General features: G+C 61.4%; 12 protein-coding genes. 4 read left to right on the top strand and 8 right to left on the bottom strand.

The features are described 5' to 3' along the window. Positions 1 to 16: 16 nt before the first annotated feature. The 8 genes from htpG to larC all read right to left on the bottom strand — a co-directional run bounded on the left by htpG (position 17) and on the right by larC (position 8,770). Entirely contained in the window at positions 17 to 1,891 is a 1,875-nt protein-coding gene (gene htpG / locus V5E97_RS34260; protein ID WP_406696029.1) for a molecular chaperone HtpG, read from the bottom strand. A 392-nt stretch (positions 1,892 to 2,283) separates the two neighbouring features. Beyond that, complete coding sequence (locus V5E97_RS34265; RefSeq protein WP_406696030.1) at positions 2,284 to 3,150, bottom strand: hypothetical protein; 867 nt, start codon at positions 3,148 to 3,150, stop codon at positions 2,284 to 2,286. 92 nt (positions 3,151 to 3,242) lie between these two features. Beyond that, a complete protein-coding gene (locus V5E97_RS34270; protein WP_015245825.1) occupies positions 3,243 to 3,470 on the bottom strand; it encodes a hypothetical protein in 228 nt (75 codons plus the stop codon). A 173-nt stretch (positions 3,471 to 3,643) separates the two neighbouring features. Next, positions 3,644 to 5,131 carry an aldehyde dehydrogenase family protein gene (locus V5E97_RS34275; RefSeq protein ID WP_406696031.1) on the bottom strand — a complete coding sequence of 496 codons (1,488 nt, stop codon included), beginning with the start codon at positions 5,129 to 5,131 and terminating at the stop codon, positions 3,644 to 3,646. 87 nt (positions 5,132 to 5,218) lie between these two features. After that, positions 5,219 to 6,445, bottom strand: coding sequence for a glycosyltransferase family 2 protein (locus tag V5E97_RS34280; RefSeq protein WP_406696032.1), 1,227 nt, complete (start codon positions 6,443 to 6,445; stop codon positions 5,219 to 5,221). Beyond that, entirely contained in the window at positions 6,442 to 6,918 is a 477-nt protein-coding gene (locus V5E97_RS34285) for a hypothetical protein (RefSeq protein ID WP_406696033.1), read from the bottom strand. The genes V5E97_RS34280 and V5E97_RS34285 overlap by 4 nt, the downstream gene beginning before the upstream one ends. After that, positions 6,915 to 7,442, bottom strand: coding sequence for a hypothetical protein (locus V5E97_RS34290; protein ID WP_406696034.1), 528 nt, complete (start codon positions 7,440 to 7,442; stop codon positions 6,915 to 6,917). Before V5E97_RS34290 ends, V5E97_RS34285 begins: the two co-directional genes overlap by 4 nt. Before the next feature lie 131 nt (positions 7,443 to 7,573). After that, a complete protein-coding gene (larC, locus tag V5E97_RS34295; RefSeq protein ID WP_406696035.1) occupies positions 7,574 to 8,770 on the bottom strand; it encodes a nickel pincer cofactor biosynthesis protein LarC in 1,197 nt (398 codons plus the stop codon). Positions 8,771 to 9,006: 236 nt separating this feature from the next. Here larC and V5E97_RS34300 point away from each other — a divergent pair, with 236 nt between their 5' ends. The 4 genes from V5E97_RS34300 to bluB all read left to right on the top strand — a co-directional run bounded on the left by V5E97_RS34300 (position 9,007) and on the right by bluB (position 13,226). Next, positions 9,007 to 9,900, top strand: coding sequence for a M48 family metalloprotease (locus tag V5E97_RS34300; protein ID WP_406696036.1), 894 nt, complete (start codon positions 9,007 to 9,009; stop codon positions 9,898 to 9,900). Between the two features lie 152 nt (positions 9,901 to 10,052). Further along, positions 10,053 to 10,991 (top strand): ferrochelatase, encoded by a 939-nt coding sequence (gene hemH, locus V5E97_RS34305; RefSeq protein ID WP_406696037.1) that lies wholly within the window; start codon positions 10,053 to 10,055, stop codon positions 10,989 to 10,991. 73 nt (positions 10,992 to 11,064) lie between these two features. Next, on the top strand, positions 11,065 to 12,534 hold the full coding sequence (gene hemG / locus V5E97_RS34310) for a protoporphyrinogen oxidase (RefSeq protein ID WP_406696038.1): 1,470 nt from the start codon (positions 11,065 to 11,067) through the stop codon (positions 12,532 to 12,534). 17 nt (positions 12,535 to 12,551) lie between these two features. Beyond that, positions 12,552 to 13,226 (top strand): 5,6-dimethylbenzimidazole synthase, encoded by a 675-nt coding sequence (gene bluB, locus V5E97_RS34315; RefSeq protein ID WP_406696039.1) that lies wholly within the window; start codon positions 12,552 to 12,554, stop codon positions 13,224 to 13,226. Positions 13,227 to 13,495: the final 269 nt, after the last annotated feature.

Consider the following 13,495-nt stretch of genomic DNA (forward strand, 5'->3'; position numbering starts at 1 on the left):
CTGGTATCCACCCGGCTCAGAGAATGATCGACGATCGTTTCTGAGCGGCTTCTTCCATAAACGACTGCCCCCGCGCGACCATGCTCTCAGGCTCGGGAATCGTTCCCTCGAGGAGCATCGCGTTGGCCCAGAGTTGAAGGGCGCAGAGTTTGATGAAGTCGTCGTGTTCCTGGTTGGAGCTGAGGCTGCTGAGCCGTCGGATCAGGGAGGCAGACGGATTGATTTCCAGAATCCGACTGGCAGGCATGAAGTCTTGATTGGCCATCTTCATGAGCCGCTGCATCTGGCTGCTCATGCCACCGTCCGCGTTCACCAGGCAGCAAGGGCTATCGGTCAATCGCTTAGATTCTCGGACTTCCTTGACCCGATCTCCGAGCGCTGCTTTGAACAGCTCGAGCACCCGCTTCGTGCCAACGGGCGGCTCCTCATCCGCTTTCTTCTCGGCCTCCACCTCGGGCAATTCGACGTTTTCGGAATCGATCGAGGTGAGTGGCCGACCCTCGAAGGTGCGCATCGTCGACATGACGAATTCGTCGATCGGATCGCTCAGGTAGAGGACCTCGATTCCGCGCCGGCGGAAGATCTCGAGATTGGGACTCGTCTTGATCGACGCCAGACTGGGGCCACCCAGGTAATAGATGGGCTTCTGATCCGCGGCAGCCCTCTTGATGTATTCATCAAGCGAGGTCAACTGGGTCCCGTCGGAATGCGACGAGGGGAAGCGGAGCAGCTTGGCGATTCGTTCGCGATTGGCAGGGTCGCTGGCAATCCCCTCGCGGAGGATCGCGCCGAACTGGCGGTGGAATTCCTCAAAGCCACCGGCCGCTTGATCGGCCATCTGGTTCAGTTTATCGAGGACCCCCTTGACCAGGGTATTGCGGATCCGGCGGATGACTGTGTTGTCTTGCAACGTCTCTCGCGAGACGTTCAAGGGCAGATCCTCGGAGTCGACGATCCCGTGCAGGAAGCGCAAATAGTCGGGAAGGAGCTCACGACAATCGGACTGCACGAGGATTCGCTTGGCGCACAGGCTGACTCCGTGCTCGAGACGACCAAAGCCGAGCAGTTCGATGTTGCTGGGGGGGCAATAAAGAATCGAGCGGAACTGAAACGGCGAATCGGCCGCAAGGTGGAGGTGCCAGAGCGGCGTTTCATTCGAGTGGTGTGTCAGGTGCTGGTAGAACTGTAGGTACTGCTCCTCGCTGACCTGGCTCTTGGGCTCAACCCAGATCGGCTTCTGGTCGTTGATCACCTGGTCGCCAAGTCGGATCGGGTGGGGCACGAAACTCGAGTAGCGGCGAACGATCGACCGGATCCGTGACTCCTCGAGGAAGTCGGCAACATCGTCCTTGAGATGAAGGATCACCTCGGTCCCGCGTTCCAGCGGTCCCGCGGGAGAGATCCGGAACGTCCCCGTCCCGTCCGACTCCCACTCCCAGCCCTCGCTTTCCTTGAAGCTGCGGGTGCGAACCCGAACGCGATCGGCAAGCATGAAGGCGGAGTAGAATCCCACCCCGAACTGGCCGATGAGCGAGAGGTCGCCCTTGTTCTGGCTGATCGCATTTTTCAGGAATTCGAGCGAACCGCTATGGGCGATCGTGCCCAGGTTCGTCACCAATTCCTCTCGAGTCATTCCGATGCCATTGTCTCGGATCACGAGCTGACGTGGCTCTTTCTGCCCTTCAATCACGATCTGCAACGGGGCCTCGTCGCGATGAGCCTCCTCGGTCAGAGAGACATACCGCATCTTGTCGAGGGCATCAGAGGCATTGGAGATCAGCTCACGAACAGCAATCTCTTTGCTCTGATAGAGCGAATGCGCCAGCAAGTGGAGGAGCTGACTGATCTCAGCTTGAAACGAAAATACCTGCGGTTCCGAAACGGCTGACATCGAAGGTCCCCATCGAATGAGATCGCGAGTGGAGGCTCGTGAGATCCGAGAGGCACAATTCGTCCTCTCGATTCTGATGATCCCACCGTAACAGGCAAGGTACGTACCAAGCAATCAATAATTCCGCAACCTTAATTTAGGTAGTGGTTTGCGGAGATTCTGGCCAATCTGGCGCTCGGTATCCAGCTGCCAATCGCGATGCAGTACGGAAGTTTTCCTGACACTTTGGCATCGGAACGGTTGCTCCGAACTTCAGAGGCGGTCACGATCGCAAGCTTGAGCGTGCGGGCATCGCGGCGAGCCGGCCATTCCCTTCGGCGCTGCCTTGATTACCAGTCGACCGGGCGCCAGGCAAAGTGTTGAGATACTCCCGACCACCCTGACGCAACCGTTCAATCGCCACGTCCCCACCTTCGAGGAGGTGTCGACTCAAACTTGCCGGCGGGGGGACTGAACTTGATCCCGACCTGCCAGAGGAGGTCGGGCTGGTGCTTGGCGAGGAGGTATTTCATCACCACTTCATCCGAAGGGGGCATCCCGGGGTCTTGAAAGACCACGCATAGACGCGCTTCGGGGCGTTGGGTCCGGGCGTCCCAGACTTCGATCAGGCCGTGCGGGCGCCGGGGGATCCGGAAGTATTTGCCACCGTTGAGCACGGTGACACAATCGAAGCGACAGAACTCGTCGAATTCCTTCGCATCGACCACGTCGCGAACCAGTTCCGCGGCGACGAGTTCGGGAACTCCCGATTGGTAGGCCCCCGCATCGAGCCGCATCGGCTCATCCTCGCGTGTGGGCTGGGGGGTGCTCCGTCCTTCGATCACGCGGAAGATTTCCCACTCCACGAGGCGAGCATAGCCAGCGCGCAGCGCGGGACTCGAAATGACCATCTGGGGAAACCCAGCCGCAGCGCGTACGACTTCGTGGGCGAAGGCATTGGCCTCGCGCTGAATCTTCATCATCCAGAACCGCGGCGTTTCCAGTCGATCGCTTTCCGAGTAGCGAAACGGTCTCGGACCCACGTCCGGGATGACGACGTCGGTTTCCTCGCCATCGCGGCGCATCGCTCTCAGAACCGTGTCGTAGGTTGCTTCGCCCTGTGTGAACTGCTCGGCGGCGTCGATCTGCCCGTTGCTTTTGACCCGAATCACGCGATAGCTTGGCCGCGCACGGAAGGTCACCTCACGGGCCCTTGGATCCACCGGGGACCGCTCGTCAGCAACGTCAATTTCCCAGCGGAGGTAGCCAGTGCGAATCATGGCAATCCGAAAGAGCGGACTGAGGCGCATCCGAGTGAGGATGAGCGGGGATGCCCTCCCTCGTCGATCAAGGTCGAGCCCAGCACGCCCCTTCAGCCTCCCTGGATGGCGGGGACGAGGAGAATTTCCGGCGCGGTGGCGTCGAACGCACGAATCGGCCGTGTCTGGCCCGGGCCATCGAGCCGGAAGGCAAGCCTTCCCGGCGTAAAATGCTCAGCGAAGGCCGCGGCCGCGTCGGTAATGGTTTCCGGCCGGTCTTTGTCCCACTCCGCCAAACAGAGGTCGCCGTGACCTGTCTTGAGCAGGCGTAACTTCGCCATAGTGGTGAGACTCCGTTGTTTTTCGTCCCTTGATCCTCGCCGCCGACGCGGCGCTCCTGCGTGGTGCTTTATTGTATCGATTTTCGGACCGTCAGGCCAGCGCCGATGGAGGCTTGAGTTGCCGTTCATCGACTGCCGATGAGGAAAAACCGCCGTGGCGATGGGGGTTACGATCACCGATGGAAAAGTTGTAGGTACGCTTTCAAGAGTGTCGGAATGCGTTGCGAGTAGGGAAACAACTGCGGCCTGAAACCACCGGCATGACGGGTCTGTTCAACCTGGGTCTGCACGAACTCCCGGATGCCGTGGATGCCGTGGATCCGTCCGAATCCACTCGCCTTGGTACCGCCGAATGGAGCCGACGCATGGCCGATGGGTGTGACGGCGTCATTCACGGTCACGGTGCCCACGTCGAGCCGCCTCGCCACGGCGCGTGCCGCGTCGAGGTCGCGGCCCCAGACGCTGGCGGCGAGGCCGAATCGACTTGAGTTTGCGGCAGCCACCGCCTCTTCCTCATTGTGAACCTGCCTGACGAGCACGACCGGTCCGAAGACGCCGGCAAGCGCCGACTCGGCCTCGGCTGATGAGGCGGAAAGCACCGTCGGCGCGTAAAACCAACCAGGGCCGGGCCGAGGCTCGCCCCCCGTCACGATCTCGGCGCCATGATCCACGGTCGCACGCACAAACCGATCGAATCGATCCCGAGCCTCTTCCGAGATCAGCGGCCCCATATCGACATTCGGCGCGGCCGGGTCACCCACTCTTAACGAGCGTGCAGATTCAGCGAGTTCCTTGAGCCATGGTTTCGCGTCGCCGACGATGTAGATCCGTTTCACCGCGACGCACGTCTGTCCGCACCCGACGAACGCTCCCCAGGTCAACGCGCGAATCGTTGAGGCCCGAGGCGCATCGGGCAGGACGATCGCCGGATCGAAGCCCGAGAGTTCGGCCAGCGCGGGAACTCCATTCGCGGCCAGTGTCGTCAGTACGCGATGACCGTTCTCACTCCCGCCCGTGAACATCCCCTTATCGATGCGTGCTCCGACCAGGGCGCGACCCACTTCGGCTCGCCCCTGCACCATCGCAACCAATCCCGCGGGAAACCCGGCTTCGTCGAGGCTCTCTTGAAGTTTAAGCCCTACCAATGGGGCCATTTCGGAGGGCTTCCAGACGACTCCGTTACCTGCGGCAACTGCCTGCGCGATTGCAGGCGCATTGAGGAAGAGCGGATAGTTCCAGGTACCGATCATGCCGATCACACCCAGAGGCCGATAGCGGACCCGAGCCCCTGGAATCAAGAGAAACGCCTGCCGACCGGCCCGGAGTTTTTCGTCAGCGAGCGCCCGCGCTCCATGGAGAATCGTCCAGCGGATGGCACCGAGGCTCATGACGACTTCGCCCATGGCCTCCCCCCTCGGCTTACCAATCTCCTGGCAGATCGCATCGGCCCAGGTGTCAGCCTGACCAACAAACGCTCGCGCCCACTGCTTCAGAATCTTGCGACGTTCCGACCAGGCGGTGGTGCTCCAGATGCGCTGAGCTTCGCGGGCGCGTTCGACGATCGCGCCGACCGACTCGCTCGCGGTCGGGTTCACGCGTCCCAGCTCCGCGCCATTGGACGGGTTACGTGCGATCAGGGCGTCCGCGAGAGCGATTGCCATGGGTGCCTCAGATTGAGCGGCGGCCGGGAAGTGGTCGTCTCTGTCGACTGGATAGGAAGAGTTGGCCGACCGTGTTCTATTGACGGGTCACGAGCTTGGGGAGACCGGCTTTGTGACAGGGCGAGTGGTCTGCGTGACCGTCGGCCCGTAGACGGTTCCGCGCCAGGTCACGCGACCGGTCAGACACATCTTGATAGCACGAATCAGGATCACGTCCATGACCAGGTTCGCCACGGGGAACCAGGCGACGTAACGCGATTCGGGAACGGACATGCGGTAGACGCGATTGAGCACGGTGTAGGTGAAAATGTGGTGGACCACACTCAGCCCGAGCAGCCAGAGGGCGAACGGAGCTGCACCCCCTTGAACGAGCAGGTAAATCGCCCAGGCGAGCGCGACGTGCCCAGTCTGGCTGAATATCAGAGGGTCGAGCAAGCGACCGAATAACCGCCAAGGATTACGTCCCAGCGCATCGTAGAGGATCCGACTCCATCCCCGCACGAGTTGATCCAGGGACGAATACATTCGGGTTGATCCGATCCCCCGAGCGATGGCCACACGAATCGGCAGGCCTAGCGACTTGACCCGCGCCGCCAGACGAATGTCCTCAACAAACCGATCGCGGACCGCGTGATGGCCCCCCGCGGCCTCATAGGCGGCTCGTTTGATGAGGATGTATTGGCCGTTGGCAAACGCCAACGAGGAACGATCGTCATTCACGCGAAAGAGGGGATACGATTGCATCAGAACAATGCCCGCTAACGGCTGCACGACGTTCTCCCAGAACGTCTCACAACGCATCTCGGGCAAGAGGCTGGCCAGCGCCGCGCCGCGCTCGCGAGCGTACTCCATAACGATCTCAAGATTTTCGGGCGAGTGCCGGGTGTCCGCATCGAGAAACCAGTACCAATCTCCCCGCGCCCGGTCCGCCGCCTGTTGCGCGGCGTGGGTCTTCCCGGTCCAACCCAGGGGCAAATGCTCAATCGTAAGAACCTCAATTCGCGGATCCGACGCGGCGAACTCGCGTGCGATCGCCCCGGTCCGATCGGTGCTCCGATCGTCGACGACGATGATTTCGAGGTTGGGATACGACTGGGCACAAACCGAGGCCAGACACTCGGACAGCGTCCTTTCTTCGTCCTTCGCCGGGATGATCGCCGTCACCAGGGGAGGATCGTCCGTCTCCAGACGGGGGGAGTCGGGAGTAAGGATGTCGAGCTTACTGAAAATGAACCAGAGCGCCAGGTGCCGGATGGGCCACATGGCGATGATCGCGACGTAGACCCAGAGGAGTGTGGATTGGGACGGGGTCATCGCTTCGGCTCGTTCGGTTCGGGGATCGGTTCTTCGAAATCTCGAAGCTCGTCAGCGCGGGGAAGCGCCAGAAAGCCAAGGGCCAGTGCGGCCACCCAGAATGGGCTGACCGCGTCGAGCCGAGGCCGAATCCACCAACCGTAACAAAGGCCAAGCAAGATCGCGAGCGATCCGATAACCGCCGACGTCAGATGGGCTTGGTAAAATCGCGAGGCGCGACGCTCGGGATCGTGAAGCCGTGCCCGACTCGCACTGACGCGTCGTACGGCAAAGCTCGAGAAAAGGACGAGGAAAAGGGCCACGAGCAACCCTTGCCTGAGCTCGTCGGGAGCGCGCCAGATCGCGCCTCGATCTCGCCAGCGAAGGAGGAGACCACTGACGGCGATTCCCCCGCTGATCCCGATCAAAACATTGATCACGGCCGAACGAGTTCGAGAAAGACAGGCAGCGGCGGCCGGTTCCAGCGCGATCATGTGAGACGCGGCTCCCCAACGTTGGCGTTGAGCTGTCGCCGGAGTGCCAGAATCAGCTCCACCTGACCGATCGGCTGACCCGTGCTCCTGGCGATTTCGTCAGGGGTCGCCCCCGTATCGGCCAGGTCCCAGATCGGGCTAAATCGGCGTCCCAGGTCATGGGTGACCGCAGCCGACGACGGCAACGAGGCTGTGACCAAGCTGGGTACCGCGATCAACGTGGGGCCCGAGACGGCCGTAGGTTCGGCGGCGTCGATACGACGGGAGCGTGTCCCTGGCCGTCGCAACGGAGGGCCTGGGTGAGCCTTGAGAGCAGGCTCGGCCAGCCGAGTCGAGTTCGCTTTCTCCATCATCGCTTCGAGTGCGTCCTGACGAGTTCGAAGGTCATCCAGGTTCTTCACCCAAGTCGCGACCGGCTGGCGGCGCAACTGCACGACGACCCAGGCTAGGATGGTTAGCGTAAGCCCCAACACCGCGCTCAAGATCACGACCAGGGTCATCAGCAATCTCGGTGACGGAGTCATGTCGCGTTCCCTTCCCTGGAAATGCGGTGAATATTGACCGAATCGTGTCGAGGTTGAAAGCGGGCCCGGCATCCTGCCGTGGCCTCGCCTCATTGAAAGTCCGACACGTCAATCCCGGCCCAGATCCTCGATCAGCCAGTGGACTGACCAGCGCGATCCGCGGCTTGCCGGGATTGATAGGCCGCATGGGCGGCGTCGTAGATTTCGCGAAGAGCCACACCACGTTCGGAGGCGACCCGAGCGCAGTCATCGTGTTCCGGGCTGAACACAGGGGGGCGGTCATCGCGCCAACCCAGTTTTCCTCGGATCGGCCCGAACGACGTTTCCACCTCGGTCGCCTGCCGTTTCAGCTTGTGCCGGCTGACCGGGTAGCGGCGGATCCCCAGGGTCGTCGTCTCACGGAACAGAATTTCCTCGAGCGCATTGATCCGCTCCTCGTCGCAGAGGACCGTCACCATGACGCCAGGCCGATTCTTCTTCATCTGGATCGGGGTTAGGAACGTGTCGAGCGCCCCGGCCTTCATGAGCTGTTCCGTGGTGTAGCCCACGATCTCGCCCGGGAGGTCATCAAGATTTGTCTCGAGAACCCAGACACGGTCACTCGAGGCCGGCAAGCTAATCTGGCCGACCAGCAGGCGAAGGATATTCGCCTGGCCAGGAAGCTCACGTGTCCCTGCGCCGAGACCGATCGACTCGATCGTCATCGCGGGAACAGGGCCGAACCGGTCGGCGACCGAGGTCAAAATGGCCGCCCCGGTTGGGGTGGTCAGCTCCATTTCGACCGTCGACTCGGCCAGAGGGACTCCCTTGAGCAACTCGGCCGTGCCGGGTGCGGGGAGAGGCATCCGTCCGTGGGCGGCCATGACCGACCCGAGTCCGGGAGGAACGGGACTTGCCTCGATCCGCTCGGCTCCGAGCAGGTCAAGACCGACCGCCGCCCCAACGATGTCAACGATGGAGTCGACCGCGCCGACCTCGTGAAAGTGAATCTTTTGAAGGTCCATGCCATGGACCATCGCCTCGGCCTCACCGAGGCGTCGAAAGATCCGCTTGGCCAGATCGTTTTGACGAGGGGTCAAAACGCTCTTGTCGATGATCGCCTCAATGTGATGGAGGTGGCGATGAGCGTGTTCATGAGGCGTGGAAACGCGCGCATAATTCGCGCGAAATCCGCCGCGACGCACGGTCTCAAAGGTCAGCTCGCACGGCAAGCCCAGGCTGGCCACAGCCGCCTGAATCGCCCTGGAATCCACCCCTGCATCGACGAGCGCTCCTAGCGTCATATCGCCGGAGATCCCGCTGAAACAGTCGAAATAGGCGATGCGCACGCCCAACCCCTTTCGCTGCGACGGCCGAAGGACGGAAGAACCACCACATTTTAGCCATCCCCCCCCTTGCCGCAAGTGAGGAAAAAAATGTCCCGAGTCTAGCAGCGTATGCGGCTCACGATGCGGGTGGCAAGCGTTCTCCGTCTCTTGCGAACCGATTGCGACAAGATGGTCCTCGATTTGCTAAAACATAATTTCGAAGCGGTTCGCATCAAGTCAGGCGCGGGAGAATTGTCATGTCGTACGGTGGCTACTATGGACCCTCCAACGAAAATCGAGGGCCAAACCTCCGAATCATCGGGGCGATCATCATCGCGGTCATCAGCATCGGCATCTACTCGTTCCAAACCCAAGTCAACCCTGTCACGGGGAAGACCCAGCATATCGCGATCAGCTCCACCGAAGAAAAAGCTCTGGGACTGCAAGCCGCCCCCGAAATGGCCGCGCAAATGGGGGGCAGGATCGACCCATCCCGCGACCTGCGGGCGCGCCTCGTCCATGCCGTCGGCCGACGGCTCGTCGAGCGGAGCGACGCGAGCCGGAGTGAGTACGTCGACAACTACAACTTCTACCTGCTGAACGATCCCGAGACGATCAACGCCTTCGCGCTGCCTGGAGGCCAGATTTTCATCACTCTCGGCCTCATGGAGAAGATGACGAACGAGGCCCAGCTTGCCGGGGTTCTGGGACACGAAATCGGCCACGTGGTCGGCCGCCACTCGGCCGCACAGATGGCGAAAGGGCGATTGGGCCAGTTGTTGACCCTGGCCGTCGGGGTCGGGGCGAGCGGCGAAGACGACAACGGCCGCAAAGCCCAGATGGTAGCCGCCATGGTGAATCAGGTGACTCAGCTTCGCTTTAGCCGAGAGGATGAGTCGGAAGCCGATACTTTCGGACTCCGTTATATGGCTCAGGCCGGCTATGACCCTTCAGCCATGCTCGACGTCATGCGAATTCTCAAAGCCGCAAGCCAGGGGAGTCGGCAGCCCGAGTTCCTCGCGACCCACCCACTCCCCGAGACGCGTCTCCAAGAAATTGAGTCGATCCTGACTCAAGAGTATCCCAACGGGATTCCCAGTAACCTCATCAAGGGCGTCCGGCTGGAAGACGGGCAACCGGTCGGTCGATGACCGGTCAATGACATTCGGCGATGGTCGCCTCGGTCCTGACCATCGCCAAGCTCTTGGCGATTGGATAAACTTGTAGAGGCAAGCGCCCCGCCCCAACCGCCCGACCCGAGTCCTCGGTCTTCCATCGATCACAACGGTGTTGACTTTTACACATGGAAATCACTTACGACAGTGTCCTGCTGATGGCCTACGGAGCGCCCGAAAAGATGGAGGAGGTCCGTCCGTTCCTGGACAACATCCTCCGCGGCCTCCCGGTTCCCAAAGAACGCTACGAGGCGGTTGTCCATCACTATGAACTGATCGGTGGGAAGAGTCCGTTGAATGAGCTGACGGCTCGTCAGGCTCGAGGGCTGAAGAACTGGATTGACGAGCAAAGTCTCGAACTCCCCGTCTATGTGGGAATGAGATTCGCCAAGCCGTACATGTTCACGGCCATCAACGCAATGGTGCAGGATGGCAGGCGGCGCGCCGTCGGAATTATCCTCGCACCTTATCGGAGCGACCCGAGCTTCGAGAAGTATCAGGAGACGGTGCAGGAGGTGCTCGACTCGACGGGGGCGGGTGAAACGCTCCAGATCGATTTCGTGCAACCCTGGTTCGACCACCCGCTGTTTGCCGAAGCTCAGGCCGACGAAGTCAGGCGAGCCCTAGAACAAGTGCCAGAATCGAGGCGCGACCAGGCCAAACTCCTCTTCACGGCGCACAGTATTCCGGTGGCGACGGCGGAACGATGTCCCTACGTCGCTCAAATCGAGACCGCTTGCCGAAATGTTGCGACCTGCCTCGACGGCGTTCCCTGGAACCTGGTCTGGCAGAGCCGGAGTGGAAATCCGCGAACCCCCTGGCTCGAACCGGACGTCAACTCGAAGATCAGGCAGCTCAACGACGAAGGAGTGGCTGACGTTGTCCTTTGTCCGATCGGATTTATTTCCGATCACGTGGAAGTCATGTATGATCTGGACTTCGAGGCCGCTCAGACTTGTCGCGAACTCGGGATGAACATGGTCCGAGCGGGGACGGTCAACGACCATCCCACCTTTATCAAGGCGCTCGGAGACCTCGTCGTCACGAAGATCGGAGCGGAGCGCTAGCCAAATCGGGCCGACGACGTGTCCCTTCATGGAAACGGCTGCCGCTTGGATTTGAGACTGAAGGGAGTTTGCCTTGCCTGAGACTTCGTCGAGACAGGATCGGGTAGTCGTGATCGGCGGCGGCCTTTCGGGGCTGGCCGCGGCGCACCGGATCGTGGACCGCGCGAAGCAAGCTCGCAAGGCGGTCGAGGTGGTCTTGCTGGAGGCCAAGGACCGGATTGGCGGGGCAATCTGGACGAATCGAGGTGATGGATTCACGCTCGAAGGGGGCGCTGACTCGTTCATCACGAACAAGCCTTGGGGAGTTGACCTCTGCCGAGAGCTCGGCCTCGAGGATCAACTGATCGGACCGGACCCCCAGCACCGGCGGTCCTTCGTCGTCCGCCAAGGCCGGCTCGTACCGGTTCCTGAAGGCTTCGTGCTGATGGCTCCGAATCGGCTCGGCCCGATCCTTACAACTCCGATACTCTCCGTGCGCGGCAAGCTTCGGATGTTGATGGATCTGATCCTGCCCCGCCGCGATCGCGACGAGCAAGGGGATGAAAGTCTCGGCTCGTTTGTGAAGCGACGGCTTGGCCGTGAGGCGCTGGAGCGGCTGGTGCAGCCACTCGTGGGAGGGATCTACACGGCCGATCCCAACGAGCTGAGCCTGCGAGCGACCCTTCCTCAATTTCTCGCGATGGAGAACGATCACCGGAGCCTGATTCTGGGTGCGCTCCGTCAGGCAAAGGCCGCACGATCGGCCGAGCGCTTTGCCTCGGGAGCCCGCTACGGGCTGTTCGTCACCCTGCCGGAGGGGATGGACACACTTCCCAGGACCCTGGCCGCCGCGCTTCCGGACGGAACCATTCGCACGTCGACTCCTGTGAGGCGTATCCACCGCCCCGACGCGGTCTCGCCCTGGCGGGTCGAATTGTTGAGCGGTCTCCCGATCGAGGCGAGCGCTGTCGTTCTGGCGACCGAGGCGCACGCGTCGGCGCGACTCGTCGATGGATTTGATTCGGACCTGGCGCTCCAGCTCCGATCGATTCCCTACGCGTCCTCGGTGATCGTGAACGTAGCCTATCGTCGCGATCAGATCGCCCACCCGCTCGATGGGTTCGGGGCTGTCGTCCCCGCGATCGAAGGACGATCGATCCTGGCGGTCTCGTTCCTGAGCGTGAAGTTCCCTGGCCGAGCCCCCGCCGGGAAAGTGCTCTTACGAGTCTTCGTCGGTGGCGCGACCCAGCCTGATCTTTACGAGTGCGACGACAAGCGGATCGGACAGATCGTTCGCCAAGAACTGGGTGACTTGCTCGGCACGTTTGGCGATCCTCTGTTCATGCAGGTGGGTCGCCATCCTCGCGCGATGCCTCAATACACGCTTGGCCATATTGACCGCGTTGCGGCGATTCGCGAACGGCTCACCCGCCACCCCCGGCTGATTATGACAGGCAACGCCTTCGACGGAGTCGGCATTCCCGACTGTATACGAGGGGCGAGAGCCGCCGCTGATTCTGTTCTTAATGCCTTGGCCGATCCCGCTTCCACGGCCGCGGCCTGAGTGAGAGGCTTCGGTCCATGTCCGCATTTTCTCCTACTGAACGTGAGGCCGTCTATCGAGCCATCTTCGAACGCAGGGATTGCCGGCAGTTCCTGCCCGATCCCTTGCCTGACGACTTGATCGCTCGACTTCTTGATGCCGCGCACCACGCCCCCTCGGTCGGATTCATGCAGCCGTGGAATTTTCTCCTGGTTCGCTCGACCGAGGTTCGATCCCGGGTCAAAGCGGCCTTCGAACGCGCCAACGCAGCGGCGAACGTTCAGTTCCAGGGTGAGCGCGGTGAGTTGTATCGCTCCCTCAAGCTGGAAGGGATCATGGAGTCGCCTCTCAACATCTGCGTGACCTGCGATCGATCGCGGCACGGCCCGGTCGTCCTGGGCAAGACGGCGCAACCCGAGATGGACCTCTACAGCACCGTTTGCGCCATCCAAAATCTTTGGCTGGCCGCACGCGCGGAGGGTGTGGGTGTTGGGTGGGTGAGCATCGTCGAAATTGAGGATTTGCGCCAGATCCTTGCGCTTCCGGACCAGGTCGTCCCGGTGGCTTACCTCTGCTTGGGCCGAGTTGCGGAATTTCCGATCTCTCCCGAGCTTGAAAGGCTCGGGTGGCTCAATCGAGTTGAGCTCGAGCCCCTCGTGTTCGAAGATCAGTGGGACCGGCCGACCTCTTTGTTTTCAGGGAACCCGGATTGACGTTGAGCATCCGTCTCCGGACCACTGACGTCGAATTCCCGACCTAATATTTGAATACTTAGCACAAACCAACCCGCTCCGCTGGCTCCATGGGGGCGATCCGAACGGCTTGCAATCCCTTTTTGCGTAAACGCATCCTGGCGTTCATAGTATTTGATACAAAGCAACTCCCATGCCATGAGGGCATTGGCCGCTTGCGTCTCGCCGTGCTGGCCCTTAAAATTCAAGGCTTGCCTCCATGAGGACCGGATACGTGGGGTCGTTGCGTT

Origin of the sequence: Singulisphaera photorubra (assembly GCF_045290345.1) — a bacterium.
GTDB lineage: Bacteria > Planctomycetota > Planctomycetia > Isosphaerales > Isosphaeraceae > Singulisphaera.

What these genes read in the sequence shown, in the direction of transcription:
- htpG (WP_406696029.1), bottom strand. Translation starts at nt 1,891, where the DNA reads ATGTCAGCCGTTTCGGAACCGCAGGTATTTTCGTTTCAAGCTGAGATC.
- V5E97_RS34265 (WP_406696030.1), bottom strand. Translation starts at nt 3,150, where the DNA reads ATGATTCGCACTGGCTACCTCCGCTGGGAAATTGACGTTGCTGACGAG.
- V5E97_RS34270 (WP_015245825.1), bottom strand. Translation starts at nt 3,470, where the DNA reads ATGGCGAAGTTACGCCTGCTCAAGACAGGTCACGGCGACCTCTGTTTG.
- V5E97_RS34275 (WP_406696031.1), bottom strand. Translation starts at nt 5,131, where the DNA reads ATGGCAATCGCTCTCGCGGACGCCCTGATCGCACGTAACCCGTCCAAT.
- V5E97_RS34280 (WP_406696032.1), bottom strand. Translation starts at nt 6,445, where the DNA reads ATGACCCCGTCCCAATCCACACTCCTCTGGGTCTACGTCGCGATCATC.
- V5E97_RS34285 (WP_406696033.1), bottom strand. Translation starts at nt 6,918, where the DNA reads ATGATCGCGCTGGAACCGGCCGCCGCTGCCTGTCTTTCTCGAACTCGT.
- V5E97_RS34290 (WP_406696034.1), bottom strand. Translation starts at nt 7,442, where the DNA reads ATGACTCCGTCACCGAGATTGCTGATGACCCTGGTCGTGATCTTGAGC.
- V5E97_RS34300 (WP_406696036.1), top strand. Translation starts at nt 9,007, where the DNA reads ATGTCGTACGGTGGCTACTATGGACCCTCCAACGAAAATCGAGGGCCA.
- hemH (WP_406696037.1), top strand. Translation starts at nt 10,053, where the DNA reads ATGGAAATCACTTACGACAGTGTCCTGCTGATGGCCTACGGAGCGCCC.
- bluB (WP_406696039.1), top strand. Translation starts at nt 12,552, where the DNA reads ATGTCCGCATTTTCTCCTACTGAACGTGAGGCCGTCTATCGAGCCATC.